Source organism: Streptosporangium sp. NPDC000095 (genome assembly GCF_042899335.1).
Taxonomy (GTDB): Bacteria; Actinomycetota; Actinomycetes; order Streptosporangiales; family Streptosporangiaceae; genus Streptosporangium.
On the sequence record NZ_JBIAZS010000007.1, the window covers coordinates 133,912 to 159,636 of the forward strand.

Consider the following 25,725-nt stretch of genomic DNA (forward strand, 5'->3'; position numbering starts at 1 on the left):
GTGTTGTGCGGGAGCCGGTCGTCGCGCTCCGTGACGACGGGACGCGGCGGCGGCTGACATGGACGGCGGGAGAAGGTCATCTCCGGCGGACTCCCTCGGGGTCGAGCGGCGCGGGCGTCTGCGAATCTGCCCCTCGTACGCCTCGGGGGAACGACGGGACACGCGGACGCGTCACTCTTCGAGCGAGCCTTTGCGACATCCTTTACCGAAAGCCGGAGAGAAGCGGCCGATTGGGGGGAACGGTGCCCGGCCGACGGCCGTACGGTCACCAGAGGTCCGGGGAAGGTCACCCCAGCACGGTGTCGAGATGGTCGTTGGAAAAGACGCGCCCCGGGTCGAGGGCGTCCCGTACCGCGAGGAAGTCACCGAATCGGGGATAGACCCCGGCCAGGTAGGACGCGTCACGGGTGTGCAGCTTGCCCCAGTGCGGGCGGCCGCCGAGCCCGATCATGATCTCCTCGACGCCCTCGAAGTAGGCGGGGTTCGGCGTCGGCCGGTAGACGTGGCAGGCGATATAGGCCGAGTCCCTGCCGTAGGCGGTGGACAGCCAGGCGTCCGAGGCCGGGGTGACCCGCACCTCGACGGGAAAGCTGATCTTCCAGTCTCGCCGTTCCAGCAGGTCGCGAACCTCGTGGAGGGCCTGGCCGAGGTGCTCGCGCGCGACGGCGTACTCCATCTCCAGAAAGCGCACCTCCCGCACGCTCGTGAAGATCTTGTGTGAGGCGTCGACGCAGGACGAGGCCGAGAGCGTCGCGGCCGAGAGCGCGTTGAGCCGGGGGATGGCGCGCGGGTAGCGTCCGCCGACGCCGCACACCGCGCCGAACAGGGTGTTCTCCATGAGGTGGTTGTCGAGCCAGTACTTCAGCGCGCTCGGCGGCCTGGCCGGTCCGGGGCTGCGGTTGTTGCGCTTGGTCAGGCAGGTGTCGGTGTGCGGCAGCCAGAAGAAGTCGAGATGCTCGTTGCCGGTGACGAGCGTGTCCAGGGAGTCGAGGATCGAGGTCAGCGCCATCGGCTCCCGCACGCTGCGCAGCAGGAAGGCCGGCTCGACCCGGAAGGTCACCGCGGTCACCACGCCGAGCGCGCCCAGGCCCACCCTGGCGGCGTCGAACAGGTCCCGCTCGGCCACCCCCCGGATCCTCCCCTCGCCGTCGCCGCGAACCGTGACGATCTCGCCGTCGGCGAGCACCATCTCCAGCGCCAGCACCTGGTCGGCGAGTCCGCCGACGTCCCTGCCGGTGCCGTGGGTGCCGGTCTGGATCGCCCCGGCCACGGTCTGGGCGTCGATGTCGCCCATGTTGGCCAGGGCGAGGCCCATCCGGTGCAACTCCCGGTTGAGTGCGCCGATCGTCGTCCCGGCCTCGGCCGTCACCCAGCCGTCCCCGGTCTCGCGGATCCCGGTCAGCGCGCCGGGCCGCAGCAGGAGGCCGTCGGTGAGCGCCACCGCGGTGAACGAGTGGCCGCTGCCGGTCATGCGCACCCGGCGGCCCGCCGCGGCCGCCTCCCGCACGGCCCGCGAGACCTCCTCGGCGGAGGAGGGCGCCCGGACCTCCGCGGGGGTGGCGGCCTGGTTGCGGGCCCAGTTGCGGAAGGTCTCGCCCATGTTCACTCCTGCCCGGCGGGCGGCATCCCGCCTGCCGGGGGCGCCGACGCCCCGTTCGCGGGGGAGTCCCGCCCACGCTCAGGTGGGCCGCCGGTTCGTGTTCGCGTGCTTCTCCAGCGAATATGAACGATACTCACGATTGCTGCTGTGCGACAGGGGTTCGCAGCCAGGCGGAGCCGCCGACGCCGACCGCGACGGCGAGCAGGGCGCAGGCGAAGGAGAACCCGTAGGCGTTGGAGGCTCCGAACGTGTCGGTGAGCCTGCCCCCCGCCCAGGCGCCGATCGCCACGCCGAACCCGACCGACGTCGAGATCCACGCCATGCCCTCGGTGAGCAGGGCGGCCGGGACCAGTTGCTCGGTCAGGCTGTAGCCGGTGATGACGGTCGGGGAGATGGCCAGACCGGCCAGGAACAGCGCGCCCGCCATGACCCTGATGTCGCCGATGAGCATGACCGGGGTGATACCGGCCGCGAACGCCGCGAGCGAGCGAACGAACCTGCTGCTCAGCGGGATGCTCCACTGCCGCGCGCCGTACCAGAGGCCGGAGACGAGGCTCCCGCCGGCGAACGAGGCGAGCAGCAGTCCGGCCGCGGCCCGGGAACCCCGCTCCTCGGCGAACGCGACCGTGATCAGGTCGACCGAGCCGAACACCGCACCCATCGCCAGGAAGGCGCACGACATCAGGGCCACGCCGGGAATGGTGATCGGGGTGCCGGAGCGCGCCTCCCTGCGGCGAACGGGCGGCTCCGTGCCGCGCTGCAGGGCGAAGGCGATGGTGCCCACGACCGTGCAGGTCAGAGCCACGACCAGGCCCGCATACGGGTTGATCATGGTGGCCAGGGCGGTGACCAGCGCCGGGCCCGCGACGAAGATGATCTCGTCGGCGACCGACTCGAAGGAGAACGCCGTGTGCAGCCTCCCCGACCCGGCCAGCAGGTGCGACCAGCGGGCGCGCACGAGCGAGCCGAGTGACAGCGCGGTCGCGCCGACCATGACGCCGGTGGCGAAGAGCGTCCAGAGGGGAGCACCGTACTCGGCGCAGAGCATCATCGCGGTCAGCGTGGCGCCGTGCGCGAGCGTGAACGGGATGACTATTCTGGCCTGGCCGAACCTGTCCACCAGGCGTCCCGACAGCGGGGCCGCGACGGCGAAGGAGACGCTGACGGTGGCCGCGACCGCGCCCGCCGTCGCGTAGGAGCCGGTGAGTTCTTTGATGAGCAGCACGATGCCGATGCCGAGCATCGACATGGGCATCCGCCCGAAGAACCCGGCGACGACGAACCCCTTGGCGCCGGGCATGCTGAACAACCCTCTGTACGGCCCGACCACCGATAATCCCCTTGCTGATCTTCACGCGTGGAACATGCCGACGATTTCGCACGGAACCGCCGGTCGGCAAGTGATTTTTTCCGTCAACGGCTCACGGAGCGGTCCGTTGGAGCTAACGTGAGCGCGGTGTCACGTCTTCCCGGGTTGCGGCTGTTTGTCCCAGTAGTGGTCGCGATCACCGCCCTCCTCGCCCTCGGCGGCGTCGCCCTCGCGATGATCAACGCCGGTCGCCCCGCCGCTCCCGCCACCTCCGCGGGAGGCGCCGTGGTGGAGTCCCGCGTTCGCGACCTGGCGGCGATCGCGCCGGTGGCGAGCCCTCCCGCGGTCCCGGTGAGCCCGGCGGACCCCGACCCGACGGCCCAGGTGGTCCCGGCGGAACCCGACCCGACGACCCCGGCCGTTCCCGTGGGGGACGGCCAGGCCCCGCGCGACCCCGTCTCCCAGGGGACAGGAGGCGGACAGGGCTCCGCCCCCGAGCCGGGCGCGACGGGCGCCTCCGATCTCACCCTCACCCCGCCCCGGCTGCTGGTCATCTCCCCCTCGACGCTGACCGAGCAGACCAAGGAGGACATCTCCCGGCTCAAGCACGTCCAGAAGATCGACTCCTTCGACGGCGGGGCGGTCAAGGTGTCCGGGGTCGGGCTCAACCTCATCGCCGTCGACCCCGCCCGCTTCCGCACCTGGGCACCCAAAAACATCGCCGACCAGCAGAGGATCTGGGACGCCCTCGCCAAGGGGGAGCTCGTCGCCGACAACTCGGCGGCGCGCCGCCTCGGCCTGGTCCTCGGCTCGGAGTACCAGGTGGACGGCGGTCCCCGGCTGCGGGCCGCGGCCTCCGCCTCGTTCGGCCTGCCCGGCGTGGACGGCATCGTCGGGGAGGAGACCGGCCGCAGGCTGGGGCTGCTGCCCGGCGTGGCGCTGCTCGTGCACGGCCCCGAGAAGGCCTCCACCGTCCTCAGGACACGGGTGGGCAGGCTGCTGAGCCCGGGTTCCCAGGTGGTCGCCGTCGGCGGTGCCAGGAAGAGCGTCCGCGAGCCCGCCGCGAAGACCGCCGGCGCCAAGACGGCGGGAACCGGCAAGGTGCGGCAGGTCACGGTCGGCAGGCCAGGTAGCTACCTGGAGCTCTACCGCAAGGCGGCCGAGGTCTGCCCGGGGCTCTCCTGGACGGTCCTGGCCGCGATCGGCCAGGTGGAGAGCTCACACGGGCGAAACAACGGCCCCTCCTCCGCGGGCGCGCTGGGACCGATGCAGTTCATGCCCGCCACCTGGAAGGCCTACGGCGTGGACGGAGACGGCGACGGCGTCGCCGACATCTGGAACCCGTACGACGCGGTCCCCGGCGCGGCCAACTACCTGTGCGCCAACGGGGCGGGCAAGGGCGGCAAGAAGCTGGAGAAGGCCATCTGGTTCTACAACCACTCCTGGTCGTACGTCGCCAAGGTCATGGGCATCTCCCGCGGCTACGCCGCTGCCTACCCCTGAGGCCCCGGCGAGGCACCCGGGACCGGCCGCGGCCCCGGGGACGTCCACGCCCGTGATCACCGGCCGTCCCGTGGACGCCCGCACCGGTGATCTTCGGGGTTTGGCGGCCGTTCCGTGATCGGCCCGCGCCCTCGTGGCTACCCGCGGCGGCGTGGCGGGGCCGGGCAGCAGGTGGCCGCGCACGCCACGGGCTCCGGCTCGGCGAGCAGCTCTCCGACCATCGAGACGAAGCGCGGGTGGGTCCCGGCCGTGGTGGCCCTGACCAGCGGCAGGCCGATCTTTTTCGCGGTCTCGGCGGCCTCGACGTCGAGGTCGTAGACGACCTCCATGTGGTCGGAGACGAAGCCGATCGGCACCAGCACGACCGCGGGGGCGTCGACCGCGAGCAGATGGTCGCAGACGTCGGGTTCCAGCCACGGGATGTGCGGGGCGCCGCTCCGGCTCTGCCAGACCAGGTCCCACTGCCTGCCGCCGCCCACCTCGGCGGTGACCAGCTCCGCGGCCCGGCGCAGCTGCGCCTCGTACGCGCCGCCGCCGGGACCGGCCGTCGCGGCCATCGAGGTCGGGATGCTGTGGGCGGTGAAGACCAGCCGCGCGCGATCCCTGAGCTCGGCGGGCAGCCGGTCCAGGGCCTCACGGGTGTGGTCGGCCATCGCCGCGACGAACCCGGGATGGTCGAAGTAGTGCCGGAGTTTGACGACCTCCGGGGCACCCTCGACCGCGGCCCTGGCGAGCGCGATGTCGTCGATGTACTGACGGCAGGCCGAGTACGAGCTGTAGGCGGCGGTGACGAAGGCCGCGGCCCTGCGCACCCCGTCCGAGGCCATCTGGCGAAGCGTGTCCTCCAGGTAGGGATGCCAGTTGCGGTTGCCCCAGTAGACCGGGAGGTCGATCGTCGGCTCCACGGCCGCGATCAGGTCACGGCACTGCTGGTTGATCGGGCTGGCGCCGCCGAAGCGCTGGTAGTGCGCCTCGACCTCCAGCAGCCGCTCGCGCGGGATCCCCCGGCCCCTGACCACGTTCTCCAGGAACGGCATGACGTCATCTGGTTTCTCCGGCCCCCCGAACGAGACGACGAGAAGCGCGTCGTAATTCCCCATGGCATTTATCAAACCGCATGCCGGGGTGTCCTCTTGCATGGTCACCTTGAGGACTTCGTTATCAACAAGGTTTGTGGATGCGTGTTCGGAGGCGTGTTCGGAGACGATCGCCGAGGTAAGTTCGAAACCGTGACCCCATTTAACGACATCCGCGATTATGTCGGCGTGCCGCGGGTGACATCCCTGCGGCTATCCCCCGATGGAGTACGCCTGGTCAGCGTGGTGCAGGCGCTTAATCCCGACGGAAGATCCTACGGGACCTCCCTGTGGGAGATCCCTCTCGACGGCCGCCGGCCGTACCGGCTGACCAGATCCGTCAAGGGCGAGACCGGGGCCGAGTTCACGCCGGAGGGCGACCTGCTCTTCGCCTCGCGCCGTCCCGACCCGACCGTGAAGGAGGCGGACGAGGAGGTTCCCGCCCTCTGGCTGCTGCCCGCGACGGGAGGAGAGGCCCGCCAGATCGCCTCCAGGCCAGGAGGCGTCGCCGGGTTCGCGATCGGCGGCGGGACCGTGGTCTTCTGCTCCGACGTGCTCCCCGGTGACGAGGCGGGCGAGGCCGAGCGGCGCAAGACACGTAAGGACGCGGGAATCAGCGCGATCCTGCACGAGAGCTACCCGGTGCGCTACTGGGATCACGACCTCGGCCCCGGAGAGCCTCGGCTGTTCGCCGGCACCCTGGGCGACGGCGAGCGGCTGACCGAGGTGAGGGACCTCACCCCGCAGCCGGGCAAGGCACTGTCGAGCCACAGCGCCTGCGACGTGGCGCCGGACGGCTCCACGGTCGTGACGACCTGGGGCGTGTCGATGCCGCAGGGCGAGCTCCGCTTCGAACTGGTCGCCATCGACACCGCCGACGGCGGCGCCCGGCGGGTCCTGGCCGCCGCCGACGACCACGACTTCGACGGGCCGGTGAGGATCTCTCCGGACGGGCGTCTGGTCGCGTGCGTACGGAACAACCACGCCGACACCGAGCGGATCCCCGAGAGCACCCTGTGGATCGTCGACCTGGCCACCGGGGAGGGCCACTCTGCGGGCGGCGGGCTCTGGCCGTCCGACATGGTCTGGGCGCCCGACTCCCGCTCGCTGTTCGTGGTCGCCGACGACCACGGCCGCCGTCCGATCTTCCGCGTCCCGGCCGACGGGAGCGCGCCGGAGCGGCTCACCCTCGACAACGCCGCCTACAGCTCGCTCAACGTCGCGCCCGACGGCGCCGTCTACGCGCTGCGCGGGGCCGTGGACGCGCCCGCGGCCCCGGTCAGGGTGGCGCGGGACGGGACCGTGGAGAAGCTGACCTCTCCCGTCCCCGACCTGGAGCTGCCGGGCACGCTCACCGAGGTCACCGCGACCGCCGACGACGGCGCGGAGATCAGGGCCTGGCTGGTGGTGCCCGAGGAGGCCTCCGCGAAGAACCCCGCACCGCTCCTGCTGTGGATCCACGGTGGCCCGCTGGGCAGCTGGAACGACTGGTCCTGGCGCTGGAACCCGTGGATCATGGCCCAGCACGGGTACGCCGTGCTGCTGCCCGATCCGTGCCTGTCCACCGGCTACGGGCCGGACATGATCCGGCGCGGCTGGGCCGACTGGGGGCCGCGCACCCACGCCGACCTGATGGCGATCACCGACGCCGCCCTGGAACTCCCCGAGCTCGATCCCACCAGGACCGCGGCGATGGGCGGCTCGTTCGGCGGCTACATGGCCAACTGGGTCGCCGGGCACACCGGCAGGTTCAGGGCGATCGTCACCCACGCCTCGCTGTGGAACCTCGACCAGTTCGCGGGGACCACCGACGCGTCCATGTACTGGCAGCGGGAGTTCGGCTCCCCGGGCACCGGCCTGTACGCGAAGCTCTCCCCGCACCGGTCACTGGAGAACATCTCCACCCCGATGCTGGTCATCCACGGCGACAAGGACTACCGGGTCCCCATCGGGGAGGCGCTTCGCCTGTGGTGGGACCTGCAGCGCTCGGAGGTGGAGTCGAAGTTCCTGTACTTCCCCGACGAGAACCACTGGGTGCTCAAACCGGGCAATGCGGTCGTCTGGTATGAAACGGTTCTGGCCTTTCTCGATCAGCATGTCCTCGGGCGCGAGTGGAAGCGCCCGGAGTCGCTGTCGTGAGCCCGTCTGAGCTCGTCGCGAACCCGTCGTGACCCCGGCACGGCGGGCGATCACCGCCCACCGTGCCGAAAACGACGAGGATGGACCCAGATTTCGGCGGGGCGGCGAGGACTGCCGTACGTCCGGCCGGGCATGTGGGAGGGCGGGTCCCGTCAAGGAGGACCCGCCCGAATGAGCGAGAGTGGTGAGGGGATCGTGGACAGCGCCGTGACCTTCGGGCGGCTGACGGAGGAGATCGCCAGAGAGGCCGGTGAGATGCTGCTGGCCAAGCGGCCGGCCCGGCCCGAGGTGCTGGTCACCAAGTCCAGCCCCACCGACGTGGTGACCGCCCTCGACCGGGCCTCGGAGGAGCTCATCCGCGACAGGATCAAGGCCGTCAGGCCCGACGACGCGATCCTCGGCGAGGAGGGCGGCGCGACCGGCGAGGGCAGGATCCGCTGGATCGTCGACCCGATCGACGGGACGGTCAACTTCCTGTACGGGGTGCCCGAGTGGGCGGTCAGCATCGCGGTCGAGGCGGACGGCGAGGTGATCGCGGGAGCGGTGAACGTCGTGCCCCGCGGCGAGGTGTTCACCGCCGTCAAGGGCGGGGGAGCCTGGCTGGCCGGAGAGCGGCTGAGCTGCAACACCGGGGTGCCGCTGGATCGGGCGCTGATCGCCACCGGGTTCGGCTACGAGAGCGGGCGGCGCGAGGTGCAGGCCGAGGTGCTCCGCCACGTGCTGCCGCGCGTGCGCGACATCCGCAGGGGCGGCTCGGCGGCCTCCGACCTGTGTTCGGTGGCGGCGGGGCGGGTGGACGGCTACTACGAGCGCGGTCCTCAGTACTGGGACTACGGGGCCGGCGGCCTCATCGCCGCGGAGGCCGGGGCGAGGGTCGGCGGGCTTGAGGGCAGGCCGGCCAATCCCGGTCTTCTGCTGTGCGCGGCCCCCGGCCTGTTCGAGGAGCTGCACGACCTGCTGCTCCCGCTCGACCCGGAACGCGACGCCTGACCTTCACGAGGGCCGGTCCCCTCGGATGAGGTGGGCCGGGTGAGGACGTGAAAGAGCCCTCCGGCGGTAGGCCGGAGGGCTCCTTCCCATCAGCGCTGGACGGGGACGCCGTTATCTGTGGCCAGACGGCGGAGATCCTCGATCTCGGCGGTGAAGGTGTCGGCGAGGTAGTCGTCGCCGGAGGACCTGGCCTCCTGCAAGTTCTTGTATGCCTGGTCGAGGCGGTGTTCGATTGTGGCGGTGAACTCGCCCATCTTCACCTTCTTTCTCACGGGCTCATGGGGAACGGAGGATACCGTTATGGAGACTGGAACCGGCTGTACCCAGGGTGAACCAGGCGCTAAACCTGCGTGTTTCCGACATCACATGGAGTGCCCCCTCCTGTGAAGGGCTTACCGTGTGCTTACGGGTGGTGAGGGGAGAATGGGGAGGCCGTCCCAGCGGCTGCTCTGGGAATGTGACGGGAGGTGCCATAGGCCATGCGAGTGCTTGTGGTCGAGGATGAGCGGGTGCTCGCCGACGCGATCGCGACCGGGCTCCGGCGCGAGGCGATGGCCGTGGACGTGGCCTACGACGGTGCGGGGGCGCTGGAGCGGACGGGTTACATCGACTACGACGTGATCGTCCTGGACAGGGATCTGCCCAAGGTCCACGGCGACGAGGTCTGCCGTCGCCTGGTGGCCTCGCGCACCGCCTCCAGGATCCTCATGCTGACCGCCTCCGGCGACGTCGACGACAAGGTGGAGGGGCTGGGGCTGGGGGCCGACGACTATCTGGCCAAGCCCTTCGTGTTCGTCGAGCTGGTGGCGCGGGTGCGGGCGCTCGGCCGTCGTTCCGCCCCGGCGCTGCCGCCGGTGCTCGAGCGCTCCGGGGTGCGTCTGGATCCGGGCAAGCGGCTGGTGACCAGGGACGGCGCGGAGGTCGCGCTCACCAAGAAGGAGTTCGCGGTCCTGGAGGAGCTGATGCGCGCCGAGGGCGCGGTCGTCAGCCAGGAGGACCTGCTGGACAAGGCGTGGGACGAGAACATCGACCCGTTCACCAACGTCGTGCGCGTCACCATGATGACGCTGAGGAAGAAACTGGGCGAGCCCCAGGTGATCGAGACGGTGCCAGGGGTCGGGTACAAGCTGTGAACGCTCCGGCAGGTGGGGGAGAGGAACGCCCGACGTTCGTCCCGGTGGGAGAGAACCGCGACACGGTGCCGACCCATCCGATGATCAGCCCTCACTCCGAGCGGGGCGCCTGGAAGAACGAGCGGCTGGAGTCCGGGCCCGCCGGAGAGCGGAGGCAGGACGAGCAGCCCCCGCCGCCGACCGGCCCGCCGGCCTGGGACGGGCCGCCCCCGGCGGGCGCCGCCCCGATGGAGAGGACCCCGCTGGAGCGGCTGAGGTCGATCATCGACCGGATCAGCATCCGGTGGCGGCTCACCATCACCTACGCCGTGCTGTTCTTCACGGCCGGCGCCCTGCTGCTGGCCGTGATCTACCTCCTGGTGGGCTGGGCGCTCTACGGGGCGTGGCCGCCCTTCCCGTCCGACCTGGACGGGCTTGTGGGGCCGCAGTTGGCGACAGAGATCAAGCGGCAGTGGTACTGGCAGCAGCACGTCGCGATCACCGGGGCGCAGCGGGAGCTGCTGGCCCGCTCGCTGCTCGCCCTGCTGGGGGTCGGCATCCTCGCCGTCATCATCGGCTACATCGTCGCCGACCGGGCGCTCAAGCCCATCCAGCAGATGACCGCCACGGCACGCAAGCTGTCGGGCTCCACGCTCGCCCACGAGCGGATCGACCTCAAGGGTCCCGACGACGAGCTGAAGGAGCTGGCCGACACCTTCGACGCGATGCTCACCAGGCTGAATGTGGCCTTCGACACACAACGAAGATTCGTGGCCAACGCCTCGCACGAGCTGCGCACCCCCCTGACGATCAACCGGACGGTCCTGGAGATCGCCCTGGGCGATCCGGAGGCGTCGGGTGACCTGAAGGCGCTGGGCCGCACGCTCCTGGAGGTGAACGCCCGCAACGAGCGCCTGATCGAGGGCCTGTTGCTGCTCGCCCGCAGCGAGCGCGAGCTGAGCGTGCGCAAGCCGGTGGACATGAAGGACGTGGCCGAGACCGTCGTCGACCAGCTCGCCGCGCGGGCCGACAAGGCCGGGGTCACGGTGATCCCCGACCTTCGGGGCGCCGAGACCGTCGGGGATCCGGTGCTGCTCGAGCGGTGCGTGGCCAACCTGGTGGAGAACGCGATAAAGCACAATCTCCCTGATTCCGGACGCCTGTGGGTGAGGACGGGAATGGTGGAGGGGGCGTTGGTTGTTCAGGTGGCCAACACGGGGTCGCATGTGCCCGCGTACGAGGTGAACAGCCTTTTCGAGCCGTTCAGGCGGCTCAATGCCGACCGGGTCGACTCCGACAAGGGGGCGGGGCTCGGGCTCTCCATCGTGCGCGCGGTCGTGCGCGCCCACGGGGGCAACGTGACCGCCGTACCCAGGGACGGAGGGGGTCTCGTGGTCACCGTGCGACTTCAGTCACGTTGATCCGGCGGGGGGCGTCTCGTTCACGCCGTACATGTGGTTGGATGTGCCGTCGAACACGGTGGTGCATGCCGCCGATGCTGTGGTTTACGCCATATTTGGCTAACCGTGGCCATTGGCAGTACGTCCCTCACGTGTAGGGAGGTTCAGTGACCATTCCGGCGGGGTACCGAAGCAGGAATCTCTCTGGCGGATCGGGCACAAGTCGTGCCTCCCAAGCGTTACACACGCGCGAGTCAGCGCAGACAGATAGATGAGGGGGATGGATCAGACCGATGGCTACCGATTACGACAGCCCACGCAAGACCGACGACGACCTCAGTGAGGACAGTCTTCAGGAACTGCAGGCCCGCCGTACCGACAAGTCCTCGGGCAGTATCGACATCGACGAGACCGATCTGGCCGAGTCGCTCGAACTGCCGGGCGCGGACCTGTCGAACGAGGAACTCTCGCTCCGGGTGATTCCTCGTCAGGCCGACGAGTTCACCTGCGCGCGCTGCTTCCTGGTGCACCACCGCAGTCAACTCGCCGTTGAGAAGAACGGCCAGCAGATATGCCGGGAATGCGCGGCTTGAGATGATTCCGATGGCCTGTCCGAGGTGTGCTCTTCCAAGTACGGGTAGGGCCCCAGGACAGCCTTGAGGAGGTTCCGAGACATGACGTCAGAGAACAGGCAGAGCGGTGCCGCGCCGGACGACTCCACGGCCGAGGAGTCGGACGGCGCGCCTGATCACAGAGCGGCCCCCCGCGACGAGGCCGGGCGGGAGGCGACCCCGGAAGGCGGTCCCGATCGCAGGACGACCCCGGAAAGCCGTCCCGATCACGGAGCGGCCGCGGCCGACGGCACCGGCCGATCCGACCAAGAGGTGGCCGAGCTCGTCGGCAGGCTCGCCGAGCCGGGCGACATGGACGCGGCCGAGCGGCGAAAGTTGCTCGGCCGCCTCACGAGATCACTGGCGCGAGGGGCGAAGAGGGCCAAGGCGTCGGGAGAGAACCGGGGTCGCTGGCTGACCGACGTGTTCATGGCCGTGGCGCCCCGCATCCCCATCCGCGACCTGCAGACCCTTTCCGAGCATCACCGCGGCCTCACCTCCGAGGCGCTCGCCGACGACCTGGTACGCACCGCGACCAAGGGAACCATGACGGTCGGGGCGATCGGCGGGGCCGTCGCCGCCGCCGAGTTCGCAGCTCCCCCTCTCCTGCTCTCCGCCCCCGCCCAGCTCGTCGCCGAGACCCTTGTCGTGGCCGCGATCGAGGTCAAGCTCATCGCCGAACTCCACGAGGTGTACGGGATCCAGGTGCCGGGCACCGGCTCCCAGCGCGCCATGGCCTTCGCGATGGCCTGGTCCAAGCAGCGCGGCGTCGACCCCATGGCGCCGGGGACGATGACCGTCGCCCTGGGCACCGCGGCCAAGACGGCCCTGCGCAACAGGCTGATGCGCACCCTCGGACGCCACCTCACCACCTTCGGCCCGTTCCTCACGGGCGCCGTGGCCGGAGGATTCCTCAACCGCGCCGCCACGAAGAAGCTCGGCGAGGTCGTACGGGCCGATCTGAGGGTTCACCGACCCCTTCCACCAGGTAAGCCATAGAAACCTCGCAAACGGGTAGTTAGTTCAGTAAGCCCCCGACTACCTGGAGGAATTTGTGCTGGGCCGCAGCGCATTTGTGATCGTCGCCAACCGCCTGCCCGTCGACCGCGTCGGGGAGGACATGTGGAGGCGTAGCCCCGGCGGCCTCGTCACCGCGATCGCCCCCGTCCTGCAGCGCAGGGAGGGGGCCTGGGTCGGCTGGCACGGCGCTCCCGACGAGACCCTCGAACCCTTCGAGCACGACGGGATGCAGCTCGTCCCCGTCCCGCTGTCCAGGTCCGAGGTCGAGCTCTACTACGAGGGCTTCTCCAACGCCACCCTCTGGCCGCTCTACCACGACGTGGTCGCCACGCCCGTCTACTCCCGGGTCACCTGGGACGCCTACCGCGCCGTCAACGAGCGCTTCGCCGAGGCCGCCGCGCAGGAGGCCGCGGAGAACGCCGTCGTGTGGATCCAGGACTACCAGCTCCAGCTGGTCCCGGCCATGCTGCGCAAGCTCCGCCCGGACCTGCGCATCGGCTTCTTCCTGCACATCCCCTTCCCGCCGGTCGAGCTGTTCTCCCAGATGCCGTGGCGGCGCGAGATCGTCGAAGGGCTGCTCGGCGCGGACATGGTGGGGTTCCAGCGCCCCGGCGGCGCGTCCAACTTCATCCGGCTCTGCCGCCGCCTGCTCGGCCTCCAGCACCACAAGCACGAGATCTACGTGGGAGACCGGGTGGTGCGCGCCGGGGCGTTCCCCATCTCCGTCGACTTCGGCGAGCTCGACTCCCTGGTCAGGGAGCCGCACATCATCTCCAGGGCGAGGGAGATCCGCGCGGAGCTGGGTGATCCCGAGTGCCTGCTGCTCGGCGTGGACAGGCTCGACTACACCAAGGGCATCGGCCAGCGCCTGAAGGCGTTCGGCGAGCTGCTCTCCGAGGGGGCGATCAAGCCGGGCGAGGCGGCGTTCGTACAGATCGCCACGCCGAGCAGGGAACGGGTCGAGGAGTACGTACGGCTGCGCGACTCGATCGAACTCCAGGTCGGCCGGATCAACGGTGAGCAGGGAGAACTCGGCCAGCAACCCGTGCAGTACATGCACCAGTCGTACGGCAGGGACGAGCTCGCCGCGCTCTATCTCGCGGCGGACGTGATGATGGTGACGCCGCTGCGCGACGGGATGAACCTGGTCGCCAAGGAGTACATCGCCTGCCGCAACGACCTGCGCGGCGCGCTGGTGCTCAGCGAGTTCGCCGGGGCGGCCGACGAGCTGCGCCAGGCGTTCATGGTCAACCCCTACGACGTCGACGGTCTCAAGCGGACGATGCTGACCGCGATGCGGGCCACCCCGCACGATCTGTCGCGCAGGATGCGGTCGCTGCGCCGCAGGGTGGCCACCTACGACGTGGACCGCTGGGCCAAGGAGTTTCTCACCTCACTGGAGTCATCCGGCTCCCAGGACTCACCGGAACCCTCCGAAGTCTCGGAGTCCTCCTGACGGCGACCTCGCCGCCCTCGGGCAGGGCGAGCGGCGCGGCGGGTCCTTGACGGCGGCCGGGGGCGACGGGTCCTGAAACACCGGGGCAACGCCGGTGACCCCGGCCGGGGTCACCGGCGGGGCACGGTCTCGCCGTCAGGTGGTGACGTCCTTGGCCGCGTCCTTCATGGCCTTCCAGGCGTTGTAGCGCTTCTTGGCGGTGCGGGCGACCACGATCTGCGTCACCTGCATGCCGACCCCCATCACCACGGCGTAGCCGATCGCCTCGCCGAGGCTGATCTCCAGGGACTCGTTGTCGACGGGAGGCTTCTTACCGGTGGTCTTCTCCCAGGCGAACCCGATGACCTTCTTCGCCCCCCACGCGGTGGCGAGGCCCAGGAGGCCGCCGATCGCCCTCCACGCCATGTCCTGCTTCTCGCTCTTGTCGGCCATAGGGTCCTCCCGTTTCGTGGCTCGCCCCAAGAACACTAGTCTCCCCGAGCGTCGTATCGCGTGAAGCCATACCATAGGGAGGCATGACACATCAGCGCCCGCGCCCTGCGACCATGCCCGAGAAACCGACTCTCGACGGCCTGGAAGTCGTATGGTCGGGCCGTTGGGAGACCGGGGGAACCTACCGTTTCGACAGGTCGCGCACGCGCGAGGAGATCTACTCGATCGACACCCCGCCGCCGACCGTCTCCGGTTCCCTCCACGTCGGCCACGTCTTCTCCTACACCCACACCGACACCGTCGCCCGCTTCCAGCGCATGCGCGGGCGCGAGGTCTTCTACCCCATGGGCTGGGACGACAACGGCCTGCCCACCGAGCGCCGGGTGCAGAACCACTTCGGCGTGCGCTGCGACCCCTCCATCGCCTACGACCCCTCGTTCGAGCCCCCGGCCAGACCCGATCCCAAACGGCAGATCCCGATCTCCCGCGGAAACTTCATCGAGCTGTGCGAGCGGCTCACCGTCGAGGACGAGAAGGTCTTCGAGGAGCTCTGGCGCCGCCTGGGCCTCTCGGTGGACTGGTCGCTGACGTACGCCACCATCGGCGAGGCCGCGCGGGCCGCCTCCCAGCGCGCCTTCCTGCGCAACCTCGCCAGGGGTGAGGCGTACGTGGCGCAGGCGCCCACGCTGTGGGACGTCACCTTCCGCACCGCCGTCGCCCAGGCCGAGCTGGAGGACCGGGAGTGGCCCGGTGCCTTCCACCGGCTGGGCTTCGGCCTGTCGGAGGAGCAGCGGGCCAGGGGGTTCGGCGATCGGGTCTGGATCGAGACGACCCGCCCCGAACTGCTTCCCGCGTGCGTCGCACTCGTCGCCCACCCGGACGACGAGCGTTACCGGCCCCTGTTCGGCACCACGGTCAGGACACCGCTGTTCGGCGTCGAGGTGCCGGTGCTCGCCCACCACCTGGCCGAGCCGGACAAGGGCTCGGGCATCGCGATGATCTGCACCTTCGGCGACGTCACCGACGTCGTCTGGTGGCGCGAGCTCGACCTGCCCACCCGCGCCGTCATCGGCTGGGACGGCAGGCTGCTGCCGGACGCGCCCGAGGGCGTGCCGGAGGAGCCCTACGCGGAGCTGGCGGGCAGGACCGTGCACGGCGCCCGTGAGCGGATCGTGGAGCTGCTGCGCGCCTCGGGTGACATGGAGGGCGAGCCGCGGCCCACCAGGCGCGCGGTGAAGTTCTACGAGAAGGGCGACCGGCCGCTGGAGATCGTCACCACCCGCCAGTGGTACATCCGCAACGGAGGGCGCGACCTCGCCCTGCGCGACGCGCTCCTGGCACGCGGCGCGGAGCTCTCCTGGCACCCGCCGCACATGCGGGTCCGCTACGACAGCTGGGTGCAGGGCCTGGCGGGCGACTGGCTGATCTCCCGGCAGAGGTTCTTCGGCGTGCCCATCCCGGTCTGGTACCCGCTGGACGACGAGGGCGAGCCCGACCGCTCCGCGCCGATCATGCCGCCGGAGTCCGCGCTGCCGATCGACCCGTCCAGCGACGTTCCGCCCGGCTACACCGAGGACCAGCGCGGCAAGGCGGGTGGTTTCATCGGAGACCAGGACGTGATGGACACCTGGGCCACCTCCTCGCTGACGCCGCAGATCGCCGGGGGCTGGGAGCGCGACCAGGACCTGTTCGAGCGGGTCTTCCCGATGAACCTGCGCCCGCAGGCCCACGAGATCATCCGGACCTGGCTGTTCTCCACCGTGGTCCGCGCGCACCTGGAGCAGGGCACCCTGCCCTGGAGCGATGTCGCGATCTCCGGGTGGATCCTCGATCCCGACCGCAAGAAGATGTCCAAGTCCCGGGGCAACGTGGTCACCCCGCTGGGCCTGCTGGAGCAGTACGGCTCCGACGCGGTCCGCTACTGGGCGGCGAACGGCCGCCCCGGCACCGACACGGCGTTCGACACCGGTCAGATCAAGGTCGGTCGCCGCCTGGCCATCAAGATCCTGAACGCCTCCAGGTTCGTCCTCGGCCTGGGCGAGGAGGGCGGGGAGGTCACCGAGCCGATCGACCTGTCGATGCTGGCCCGGCTGTCGGAGGTGGTCCACGAGGCCACCGAGGCGTTCGAGGGCTACGACTACACCCGCGCGCTGGAGCGGACCGAGCGGTTCTTCTGGGAGTTCTGCGACGACTACCTGGAGCTGGTCAAGGCGAGGGCCTACGACGACGCGAACACCGGGACCGGAAACGGCGGGAACGGCGGGAACGGCGAGAACGGCGAGAACACAGCGGCGCGTTCGGCGCACGCGGCGCTGCGCGAGGCGCTCGACGTCATGCTCCGGTTGTTCGCCCCCTTCCTGCCCTTCGTCACCGAGGAGGTCTGGTCCTGGTGGCGTGAGGGTTCGGTGCACCGGGCCGCCTGGCCCGAGGCGGGTGAGCGCGGAGGCGACCCCGAGTTGCTGCCCGTGGTGGCCGCGGTCCTCGGCCGGGTCCGCAAGGCCAAGTCCGACGCGCGCCTCTCCATGCGCGCGGAGGTCTCCCGGCTGACCGTCACCGGTGCGCGGGCCGCCCTCGTGCGCCAGGCGCAGGACGACCTGTGCGGCGCGGGCGTCATCGACGAGTTCGTGCTCCACGAGGGCGAGGGGGATCTGCTCGTGGAGGTCGCTCTCACCTGACAGTGGGCCCGAGGTGCGGAGGTACGCCTCCCGGTGAGGTCCGGCTCCTCGCCCGGCCGAGGGGTCCCGGGCGGGATCCGTGCTCCGGGCGCGCACGCGAATCTGTCCTTCCCGTCGGGGCGTCCTGCCGTACGGTCGAGGCAGGACAGGTGAGAGGAGGACAGGCATGCCGCCAGGATGTGGCAACTGCAGCTGCTACCTCGAAGACAGGGTGATCTCGCGCCCGCCGGATGAGCGCTGACCCCTGCCGGTGAGCGCTCATCCGGTGAGTGGTGACCGGGGGGCGTCGGCTCGGGATCGGTGGGCGTCGGCCCGTGACCAGGGCGTCGGCTCCCGGTCACGGGCGGAGGCCGATCTCGCCGGGGTGTGTCGCCGACCAGGCAAGGCGGGTGCCCACCCCGGCGGGATGGGCACCCGCACGCCCGCCGGGTCGGCGCGGGACGGGCGCCGGCACTCGGCGCACGGACGAACCATCGCGTCTCGTGTTCCTGCGATAACCCCCGCGCATTCACCCTCCCGGCGTGACAGTCTTGAACATGTGATATCCGACCGGGAACGCCTCACCAACCTGGTGCCTCGCACGCTGCTGCGCATCGCGATGTGGAGCCTCTGCCTGATCATCATCGGCTGGGCGGTCCTCTACTTCGCGCAGTTCATCGCGACGCTGCGCATCGTGGCGCTGCCGGTGGCCGTCGCGCTCCTGCTGACCGCGCTGCTGTTCCCGCTCACCCGGAGGTTCGGCGCGATGGGCATGCGGCCCATCTACGCCACCTGGCTCACGATGATCATCGCGCTCGCCGTGCTCGGCGGCACCGGATGGATCATCGGGGTGCGTGCCAACGACGAGTTCCCCGGTCTCCTCGACCAGTTGCGCGTGACGGTCAAGAGCGTCGAGAACTGGCTCTACACCGGCCCCCTGCACCTGCAGCCGACCCAGATCTCCAGCTGGGTCGACGAGATCGGGCGGCAGATCACCACCCAGCGCAACCAGATCACCCAGACGGTCCTCACCGGCGCCACGGTGGCACTGGAGGTGCTCGCCTCCATCGTGCTGCTGCTGTTCGTGACGTTCTTCCTGCTCAAGGACGGCGACCAGATCTGGTCGTGGTTCCTGAAGGGCTTCGGTGACGTCGCGCCCCGCGTCGACAGGGCCGGCCGGGCCGCCTGGGTGACGCTCTCGCACTACGTGCAGGGTACGGTCGCGGTGGCCGCCGTGCACGGTGTGGTCATGGGCATCGTGCTCGCGGGGATGGGCGTGCCGCTCTGGGCGCCGCTCGCGGTGCTGATCTTCCTGGCCAGCTTCATCCCCATCGTCGGAATCTTCTTCGCCGGTGCGGTGGCCACCCTGGTCACCCTCGGTGCCAAGGGCCCGATCTACGCTCTGATCTTCCTCGGCATCCTGGTCGTGGAGCAGCAGCTGGAGAACCACGTGCTCCAGCCGCTGATCGTCGGCAGGGTGCTGCACTTCCACCCGCTGGCGATCATTCTGGTGCTCGCGGTGGGCGGCATCCTGGCGGGCATCGCCGGGGCCGCCGTGGCGGTGCCGGTGGCCGCGGTGATCTACCGCGCGCTGCCGGAGCTCCTCGGGGGTGGTTCCCGGCCCGCCCTGCCACCTGCCCCGCCACACCCCGATCCCGGGGAACCTCACGGTCCCGGCGGTCCCGAGGGCTCCGGTGGTCCCGAGGGCTCCGAGGGTCCCGGTGGTCCCGGGGAGCCGAGCAGCGGTTCCGGCGGGCCGGGGGCCGGTGCGGAGGGAAAGCCGGCGAATGAGGAATCACCGCAGCCCAGGCGGTAACGTTCTGCCCCGTGACCCGTTCCGCCCTGACCACCCCTCCGCCGGACGCGACCCGCCCGGCGCCGCATCCCGGCGCCCCCGCTCCCGGCACCCCGCTCGGTTCCCACTACAGCCGCTGCTTCGGCTGCGGTGCCGACCACCCGAACGGCCTGCGCCTGACCGCTCTCACCCCAGACGGGATCACGGTGGTCGCCGAGTTCACCGTGGAGGAGACCCACCAGGGCGCGCCGGGCCTGGCGCACGGCGGTGTGCTCGCCGCGGCGATGGACGAGGTCATCGGTATGTCCGTGTGGCTCTTCCAGCGCCCCTACGTCACCGCCCGGCTGGAGACCGACTATCTCGCGCCGGTTCCGGTGGGCACCGCCCTGCATTTGCGCGCCTGGTGCAACGGTATGTCCGGCAGGAAGGCGTACCTTGAGGCTGAGGGCCGGATCGGTTCCCCGGACGGTCCGGTCGCCGTGCGGGCCGCGGCCCTCTTCGTCGAGGTGGGCATGGAGCATTTCGCCAAGCACGGCGACATTCAGAAGATCGCCGACGAGCACCACGAGTACGAGGTGAACCCGTGACCCACACCGTCGAGGTGTTGATCCACCGGCTCGATCCCGACCTGCCGCCGCCTTCGTACGCCCATCCGGGCGACGCGGGCGCCGACCTGCACGCCGCAGAGGACGTCGAGCTCCTCCCCGGAGAGCGAGCCGTGGTCGGCACCGGGCTGGCGATCGCCCTGCCCGACGGGTACGCCGCGTTCGTCCACCCGCGTTCGGGCCTGGCCTCCAGGTATGGGGTGACGCTCGTCAACGCGCCCGGCACCGTCGACGCGGGATACCGGGGGGAGATCAAGGTGACACTGATCAACACCGACACCAAGAGCGTCGTACGGCTGCGCAGGGGAGACCGGGTCGCGCAGCTGGTGATCCAGAAGGTGGAGAAGGCGGCGTTCCACGAGGTGGACCGGCTGCCGGGTTCGGTGCGAGGCGCCGGCGGGTTCGGGTCCACCGGCCACTGACAGGAAGTGACCCCGGCGAGGTGGACGGAACGGCCGGCGATCCGAGGGCGGGGCATCCTCCCGGCCCCGGAGAGCGACCGCCGCCGTCCCCGGCGGGTGACGAGTGACGAGTGAATCTTCAAGGAGCGTGAGAGAAGTGTTCGGACGCAGCCGTCGTGAGAAGTCCCCGGCCGCCAAGGCCGCGGTGGAAGAGGTCGAGAGGGTACCGACGCGGGAGTCGGGGCCGTGGGACGCGGACGAGCCCCACCCCGAGCGCGAACGGGTCGACCTCGGAGGCATGCGCCTGCCGGTGGACGCCGGTTTCGAGGTGCAGCTCAACCTGGCCGGCGACCAGATCGTCGGTGCCGTGGTGCTGTTCGAGGGGAGTGCCCTGCAGGTGCACGCCTTCGCGGCGCCCAAGCGCAGCGGGATCTGGGACGAGGTCAGGGCCGAACTGGCCGAGGGGGTCAAGGGCGCGGGAGGCACCGCCGAGGAGCGGGAGGGGCCGTTCGGTGTCGAGCTGGCCGCGAGGATCCCCGCGGAGGGTGGCGAGCAGCCGGTCCGCTACATCGGGGTGGACGGGCCGCGCTGGTTCCTGCGCGCGGTGATCAGCGGTAAGGCCGCCGACGAGGCCGGGGCCGCCGAGACGCTGGAGGGTGTCGTCAGGGACATGGTCGTGGTACGCGGCGACGAGCCCATGGCTCCCAAGGAGGCGATCGAGCTCCGGCTGCCGCCCGAGGCCAAGCAGGCCGCGGAGCAGCAGGCCGCCGGGGGAGAGGTGCCCGATCTCAAGCCGTTCGAGCGGGGGCCGGAGATCGCCGAGATTCGCTGACGGGCCGGATCGCGTACGCTGGTTCGACTCGGGTGTGAAGGAGAGGTCCGTGGGTTCTCAGGAGCCGCACAAACAGGGCGGTCTGCGGGGATTCTTCCGTCGGTTGACCGCCGGTCAGGACGAACTGGAGGCCGACGAGCTCCAGCAGGACCTCGATCGTCACGGTGCCACGCCCATCGTCTCCTGCGGTATGCGCCGCCGCTCCTGCGTCACCGGCACGCTGCGGACGGTGACGCTGCGTCCTCGCGGAGGCGCTCCGGCACTGGAGGCCGAGCTTTACGATGGTTCCGATGTGATTGACCTGATATGGCTGGGCCGCAGGAAGATCGCCGGTATCGAGCCGGGGCGCCTGGTGCTGGCGGAAGGGCTCGTCAGCGTGCAGGATGGCCGCAAAGTCATGTTCAATCCGAGATACGAGCTGCGCCCAGCGGGCGGTGCGTGAGTGATTGACGATCCCAAGACGGTGAGCGAGAAGATGACCACCACCGGTGAGACCGCCGCGCACGACACGGTCGAGGCCGCGATCCGCAGCCAGCTTGCCAAGGCCTTCGGCGGAGTGCGAGGCGTGATCGAGGCCGCCGTGCCCACCATCGCCTTCACCGTCATGTGGATCACCACCTCGGAGCTGAGGCCGTCCCTGACCGTGAGCATCTCGGCCGCGGTGCTGCTGCTCGTGGTGCGGCTGGTGCAACGCTCGACGCCGCAGTTCGTGATCAACAGCTTGATCGGCATCGGCATCGGCGCCTTCTTCGCCTCCCGTACCGGCCAGGCGGAGGACGTCTTCCTGCCGGGCATCCTCTACAACGCCGGATACTCCGTGGTCATGCTGCTGTCGATCATCACCCGGTGGCCGGTCGTGGGCTTTCTCATCGGATCCGTCACCGGCGACCCGACCGCGTGGCGCGCGGATCCGGCGGTGGTGAAGTTGTGCATCAGGCTCACCTGGCTGCTGATGATCCCGTGCGTGATCCGGGTGGCGGTGCAGCTCCCCGTCTATCTGATCGGCAGGGACGACGCGGTCGCCCAGCTGGGCATCCTCAAGATCGCGATGGGCTGGCCGCTTCAGGTCGCGGCGCTCGCGGCCATGGTGTGGCTCCTCGCCCGCGGCAGGACCCCGGTGCGGCCCGCGGCCTCCTGACCGCCGTGCCGGCCCTCGCCTTCGCGAAGAGTTTCTCGGTCCGCCGGGCGGCGACCCGTCCGGCCCTCAGGAGGTCACACACGGCTTCCCGGCGCCGATCCCCCGGCACGCGGTGCGGGAGGACCGGCTCGCCCGGTGCGCGGGAGCGTGGGTTCAGCGGGGCGTGCGGTGCGGGGACAGGAGCTCGGCCAGCTCCTCCTCGACCTCCTGGCTGGCCACGAACATCAGCTCGTCGCCGGCCTCCAGCGGGTCGTCGGCGGTGGGCACCAGCACCCGGCCCTCGCGCAGGATCGCGACCAGGGCGGTGTCGTTGGGCCACGGAACCGAGCCGGCGCGCTGGCCGACGACCGGCGCGTCCTCGGGCAGGGTGAGCTCGACCAGGTTGGCCTGGCCCTGGCGGAAGGTCATCAGCCGCACCAGGTCGCCGACGCTCACCGCCTCCTCGACCAGCGCGCTCAGCAGGCGCGGGGTCGAGACGGCCACGTCGACGCCCCACGACTCGTTGAACAGCCACTCGTTCTTGGGGTGGTTGATCCTGGCGACCACGCGAGGCACGCCGTACTCGGTCTTGGCGAGCAGTGACACCACCAGGTTGACCTTGTCGTCACCGCTGGCGGCGATGACCACGTGGCAGTCGGCGAGGCCCGCCTCGTCCAGCGAGGAGATCTCGCAGGCGTCGGCGAGCAGCCACTCCGCCCGCGGCACGGTATCGATCTTGATGGCCTTGGGGTCGATGTCGACGAGCAGGACCTCGTGGCCGTTCTCCAGGAGCTCGGCGGCGATCGACCGGCCGACCGCCCCCGCGCCGGCGATGGTGACGCGCATCAGTGCTCCTTCTCCGGCGCTCCGGACAACACCTTGTTGATGCGGTCCATGTCGGCCTCGACCGCCATGACGTGCAGTATGTCGCCCTCCTGCACCACCGAGTCGTTCCTGGGCAGCAGGGTGTCGCCGATCCGGTTGACGAACGCCAGGCGGGTGCCCGCCGCCGCCTCCAGATCCCTCGTCAGGGTGCCGATCCAGCCGGGGTGGTAGGCCACCTCCGCCAGCACCACGCGCCCGCTGGGGTCGCGCCAGAGCGGCTCGGCGCCCTCGGGCAGGACGCGGCGCAGGATCTGGTCGGCGGTCCAGCGGACCGTGGCCACGGTGGGGATGCCCAGCCGCTGGTAGACCTCGGCGCGCCGGGAGTCGTAGATCCTGGCCACGACGTTGTCCACGCCGAACGTCTCGCGGGCGACCCTGGCGGAGATGATGTTGGAGTTGTCTCCGCTGCTCACCGCCACGTAGGCTGCCGCGGCCTCGATGCCCGCCTCCTCCAGGACGTCCCTGTCGAAGCCGACCCCGGTCACCCGGCGACCCCTGAACCCCGCCCGCAGGCGGCGGAACGCCTGCGGGTCATGGTCGATGATCGCGACCGAGTGGCCGCTGTCCTCAAGAATGTGCGCCAGGGTCGAACCGACCCGCCCACACCCCATGATCACGATATGCATGCTCCCCCGCCGGTCGCTGTGAGGCGGATCTTGTTCCCGATGTATTCAGCCAGTATGGACCGCCCCGGGAGTGCCGCGTGAGTGGGGCCGAGGAATAACGGCTAGCATCTGCAGACGTGTCGAAGGTGACGGACCTTGTCAAACGCCTTTTCATCGGGCGGGCGCTGCGCAGCACGCAGCTACACGAGCAACTGCTCCCCAAGCGCATCGCGCTACCCGTTTTCGCGAGTGACGCCCTCTCCTCCGTCGCGTACGCCCCGCAGGAGATCCTGGTCATCCTCTCCCTCGCGGGACTCTCCTTCTACCACTTCAGCCCCTGGGTGGCCGTCGCCGTCGTCGTGGTGATGCTCACCGTCGTGGCGTCGTACCGGCAGAACGTGCACGCCTACCCCAGCGGGGGCGGCGACTACGAGGTCGCCACCGTCAACCTCGGCCCGAACGCCGGTCTCACCGTCGCCAGCGCCCTGATGGTCGACTACGTGCTCACCGTCGCGGTCTCGGTCGCCAACGGCGTCGACTACGTGGGCGCCACCATCCCGTACGTCGCCGAGCACAAGACGCTGGTCGCGATCGTCATCGTCGTGCTGCTGACCGTGGTCAACCTGCGCGGTATCCGCGAGTCGGGCGCGGCCTTCGCGATCCCCACCTACACCTTCATGTTCGCGGTCCTCGGCCTGATCGCGTGGGGCGGATTCCGGGTGCTGATCCTCGGTGACGAGCTGCACGCGCCCACCTCCGGGTACGAGATCATCGCCGAGCAGACGAACCTCACCTCCTTCGCGGCGGCCTTCCTGATCCTGCGCGCGTTCTCCTCCGGCTGTGCCGCGCTCACCGGCGTCGAGGCGATCAGTAACGGCGTGCCCGCCTTCCGCAAGCCCAAGAGCAAGAACGCCGCGAACACCCTGCTGATGATGGGCCTGATCTCGGTGACGATGTTCGTCGGCATCATCACCCTCGCGCTCGCCTCGGGCGTCAAGGTCGCCGACCCCGCCGTCGCCTACCGCGACATCCTCATCGACGGCCGGCCCGCCGGGCCCGACTACTACCAGCAGCCGATCATCGCCCAGGTGGCGGACGCGGTCTTCGGGAACGGCTCGCTCCCCTTCTTCTTCATCGCCGCCGTCACCGCGCTGATCCTGTTCCTCGCCGCCAACACCGCCTTCAACGGTTTTCCGGTGCTCGGCTCGATCCTGGCCCAGGACCGCTACCTGCCCCGTCAGCTGCACACCAGGGGCGACCGGCTCGCCTTCTCCAACGGCATCGTGATCCTCGCCGCCGGGGCCTGCCTGCTGCTGTGGGGCTTCGACGCCGATGTCAGCCGCCTGCTCAACCTCTACATCGTGGGCGTCTTCGTGTCGTTCACGCTGAGCCAGATCGGCATGGTCAGGCACTGGAGCAGGCATCTGAGAACCGAGACCGACCCCAGGGGCCGCCACCAGATGCACCGCTCGCGGACGATCAACTTCTTCGGCGGCGTCATGACCGGCCTGGTGCTGGTGGTGGTGCTGGTCACCAAGTTCACCCACGGGGCCTGGATCGTCTGCGTGGCCATGCCGGTGCTCTTCCTGATGATGAAGGGCATCCACCGCCACTACGAGAACGTGGCGGCCGAACTCGCCGTCGCCGAGGACTCCCAGGTGGACGAGACGATGCTGCCCGCGCGCAACCACGTCATCGTCCTGGTCTCCAAGATCCACAAGCCGACCCTGCGTGCTCTCGCCTACGCCCGCGCCACCCGTCCCTCCACGCTGGAGGCGATCACCGTGGGCGTGGAGGGGCCGGAGGCCAGGGCGCTGCAGGAGGAGTGGGAGCGGCGCGGCATCCCGGTGCCGCTGAAGATGCTCGACTCGCCCTACCGCGAGATCACCCGGCCGATCCTGGAGTACGTCAAGTCGCTGCGCCGCCGTTCCCCCCGGGACGTGGTGAGCGTCTACATTCCCGAATACGTCGTCGGCCACTGGTGGGAGCACCTCCTGCACAACCAGAGCGCGCTGCGTCTGAAGGGCCGCCTGCTGTTCCAGCCAGGCGTGATGGTGATCAGCGTGCCCTGGCAGCTGCACTCCTCCGACCGGCTCAAGGGCCGCCCCGAGCCCCTCGCGCCGGGCGCCGTACGCCGTCCGCCCCAGGAGGCGGCGCGAGACGAGGACGTCAAGGCATAACCT

23 protein-coding genes are annotated in these 25,725 nt (G+C 70.2%); 16 read left to right on the top strand and 7 right to left on the bottom strand.

Annotated features, from left to right (window positions below; translation table 11 throughout):
- Window positions 1–286 precede the first annotated feature (286 nt).
- Entirely contained in the window at window positions 287–1,600 is a 1,314-nt protein-coding gene (locus tag ACFY3V_RS17815) for a D-arabinono-1,4-lactone oxidase (protein WP_362900316.1), read from the bottom strand.
- A gap of 133 nt (window positions 1,601–1,733) precedes the next feature.
- Window positions 1,734–2,930 carry an MFS transporter gene (locus tag ACFY3V_RS17820; RefSeq protein WP_350946637.1) on the bottom strand — a complete coding sequence of 399 codons (1,197 nt, stop codon included), beginning with the start codon at window positions 2,928–2,930 and terminating at the stop codon, window positions 1,734–1,736.
- Between the two features lie 126 nt (window positions 2,931–3,056).
- On the opposite strand from ACFY3V_RS17820, the gene ACFY3V_RS17825 reads away from it, so the two are divergent.
- Window positions 3,057–4,412: a lytic murein transglycosylase gene (locus ACFY3V_RS17825; RefSeq protein WP_389774463.1), complete on the top strand. Its 1,356-nt coding sequence runs from the start codon at window positions 3,057–3,059 to the stop codon at window positions 4,410–4,412.
- A gap of 137 nt (window positions 4,413–4,549) precedes the next feature.
- On the opposite strand, the gene ACFY3V_RS17830 is transcribed toward ACFY3V_RS17825, so the two are convergent.
- On the bottom strand, window positions 4,550–5,512 hold the full coding sequence (locus tag ACFY3V_RS17830; RefSeq protein WP_389774466.1) for a ferrochelatase: 963 nt from the start codon (window positions 5,510–5,512) through the stop codon (window positions 4,550–4,552).
- Between the two features lie 129 nt (window positions 5,513–5,641).
- Between ACFY3V_RS17830 and ACFY3V_RS17835 the strand changes: the two genes are divergently transcribed.
- Both ACFY3V_RS17835 and ACFY3V_RS17840 read left to right on the top strand, forming a co-directional pair.
- Entirely contained in the window at window positions 5,642–7,627 is a 1,986-nt protein-coding gene (locus ACFY3V_RS17835) for a S9 family peptidase (protein WP_362900308.1), read from the top strand.
- Between the two features lie 171 nt (window positions 7,628–7,798).
- Window positions 7,799–8,617: an inositol monophosphatase family protein gene (locus tag ACFY3V_RS17840; RefSeq protein ID WP_362900306.1), complete on the top strand. Its 819-nt coding sequence runs from the start codon at window positions 7,799–7,801 to the stop codon at window positions 8,615–8,617.
- Window positions 8,618–8,706: 89 nt separating this feature from the next.
- Here ACFY3V_RS17840 and ACFY3V_RS17845 read toward each other — a convergent pair whose 3' ends face one another.
- Window positions 8,707–8,889: a hypothetical protein gene (locus ACFY3V_RS17845; protein ID WP_350946858.1), complete on the bottom strand. Its 183-nt coding sequence runs from the start codon at window positions 8,887–8,889 to the stop codon at window positions 8,707–8,709.
- 207 nt (window positions 8,890–9,096) lie between these two features.
- Here ACFY3V_RS17845 and ACFY3V_RS17850 point away from each other — a divergent pair, with 207 nt between their 5' ends.
- The 5 genes from ACFY3V_RS17850 to ACFY3V_RS17870 all read left to right on the top strand — a co-directional run bounded on the left by ACFY3V_RS17850 (window position 9,097) and on the right by ACFY3V_RS17870 (window position 14,216).
- Window positions 9,097–9,750 (top strand): response regulator transcription factor, encoded by a 654-nt coding sequence (locus ACFY3V_RS17850; protein WP_350946642.1) that lies wholly within the window; start codon window positions 9,097–9,099, stop codon window positions 9,748–9,750.
- Window positions 9,747–11,150, top strand: coding sequence for a HAMP domain-containing sensor histidine kinase (locus tag ACFY3V_RS17855; protein ID WP_362900304.1), 1,404 nt, complete (start codon window positions 9,747–9,749; stop codon window positions 11,148–11,150). Before ACFY3V_RS17850 ends, ACFY3V_RS17855 begins: the two co-directional genes overlap by 4 nt.
- Window positions 11,151–11,422: 272 nt before the next feature.
- Window positions 11,423–11,722, top strand: coding sequence for a DUF4193 domain-containing protein (locus tag ACFY3V_RS17860; protein WP_030914836.1), 300 nt, complete (start codon window positions 11,423–11,425; stop codon window positions 11,720–11,722).
- Between the two features lie 81 nt (window positions 11,723–11,803).
- Window positions 11,804–12,739 (top strand): hypothetical protein, encoded by a 936-nt coding sequence (locus tag ACFY3V_RS17865; protein ID WP_362900302.1) that lies wholly within the window; start codon window positions 11,804–11,806, stop codon window positions 12,737–12,739.
- A gap of 55 nt (window positions 12,740–12,794) precedes the next feature.
- Entirely contained in the window at window positions 12,795–14,216 is a 1,422-nt protein-coding gene (locus ACFY3V_RS17870) for a trehalose-6-phosphate synthase (protein ID WP_362900300.1), read from the top strand.
- A 135-nt stretch (window positions 14,217–14,351) separates the two neighbouring features.
- Here ACFY3V_RS17870 and ACFY3V_RS17875 read toward each other — a convergent pair whose 3' ends face one another.
- Window positions 14,352–14,648 carry a DUF4235 domain-containing protein gene (locus ACFY3V_RS17875; protein WP_362508873.1) on the bottom strand — a complete coding sequence of 99 codons (297 nt, stop codon included), beginning with the start codon at window positions 14,646–14,648 and terminating at the stop codon, window positions 14,352–14,354.
- An 83-nt stretch (window positions 14,649–14,731) separates the two neighbouring features.
- Between ACFY3V_RS17875 and valS the strand changes: the two genes are divergently transcribed.
- The 7 genes from valS to ACFY3V_RS17910 all read left to right on the top strand — a co-directional run bounded on the left by valS (window position 14,732) and on the right by ACFY3V_RS17910 (window position 22,073).
- Window positions 14,732–17,323 carry a valine--tRNA ligase gene (gene valS / locus ACFY3V_RS17880; protein WP_389774473.1) on the top strand — a complete coding sequence of 864 codons (2,592 nt, stop codon included), beginning with the start codon at window positions 14,732–14,734 and terminating at the stop codon, window positions 17,321–17,323.
- Window positions 17,324–17,861: 538 nt separating this feature from the next.
- Window positions 17,862–19,118, top strand: coding sequence for an AI-2E family transporter (locus ACFY3V_RS17885; protein ID WP_389774475.1), 1,257 nt, complete (start codon window positions 17,862–17,864; stop codon window positions 19,116–19,118).
- Window positions 19,119–19,129: 11 nt separating this feature from the next.
- Window positions 19,130–19,684, top strand: coding sequence for a PaaI family thioesterase (locus tag ACFY3V_RS17890; RefSeq protein WP_362900294.1), 555 nt, complete (start codon window positions 19,130–19,132; stop codon window positions 19,682–19,684).
- Window positions 19,681–20,124 carry a dUTP diphosphatase gene (gene dut / locus ACFY3V_RS17895; RefSeq protein WP_350946650.1) on the top strand — a complete coding sequence of 148 codons (444 nt, stop codon included), beginning with the start codon at window positions 19,681–19,683 and terminating at the stop codon, window positions 20,122–20,124. Before ACFY3V_RS17890 ends, dut begins: the two co-directional genes overlap by 4 nt.
- A 127-nt stretch (window positions 20,125–20,251) precedes the next feature.
- Window positions 20,252–20,935, top strand: a complete 684-nt coding sequence (locus ACFY3V_RS17900; protein WP_362900290.1) for a DUF3710 domain-containing protein — start codon at window positions 20,252–20,254, stop codon at window positions 20,933–20,935.
- Window positions 20,936–20,984: 49 nt separating this feature from the next.
- Entirely contained in the window at window positions 20,985–21,377 is a 393-nt protein-coding gene (locus ACFY3V_RS17905) for an OB-fold nucleic acid binding domain-containing protein (RefSeq protein WP_350946652.1), read from the top strand.
- Window positions 21,378–21,410: 33 nt separating this feature from the next.
- Window positions 21,411–22,073, top strand: coding sequence for a DUF3159 domain-containing protein (locus ACFY3V_RS17910; protein ID WP_350946850.1), 663 nt, complete (start codon window positions 21,411–21,413; stop codon window positions 22,071–22,073).
- A gap of 153 nt (window positions 22,074–22,226) precedes the next feature.
- Here ACFY3V_RS17910 and ACFY3V_RS17915 read toward each other — a convergent pair whose 3' ends face one another.
- Window positions 22,227–22,898 (bottom strand): TrkA family potassium uptake protein, encoded by a 672-nt coding sequence (locus ACFY3V_RS17915; protein WP_350946653.1) that lies wholly within the window; start codon window positions 22,896–22,898, stop codon window positions 22,227–22,229.
- On the bottom strand, window positions 22,898–23,563 hold the full coding sequence (locus ACFY3V_RS17920; RefSeq protein WP_362900287.1) for a TrkA family potassium uptake protein: 666 nt from the start codon (window positions 23,561–23,563) through the stop codon (window positions 22,898–22,900). The genes ACFY3V_RS17915 and ACFY3V_RS17920 overlap by 1 nt, the downstream gene beginning before the upstream one ends.
- A 116-nt stretch (window positions 23,564–23,679) precedes the next feature.
- On the opposite strand from ACFY3V_RS17920, the gene ACFY3V_RS17925 reads away from it, so the two are divergent.
- Window positions 23,680–25,722, top strand: a complete 2,043-nt coding sequence (locus ACFY3V_RS17925) for an APC family permease (protein WP_389774481.1) — start codon at window positions 23,680–23,682, stop codon at window positions 25,720–25,722.
- Window positions 25,723–25,725: the final 3 nt, after the last annotated feature.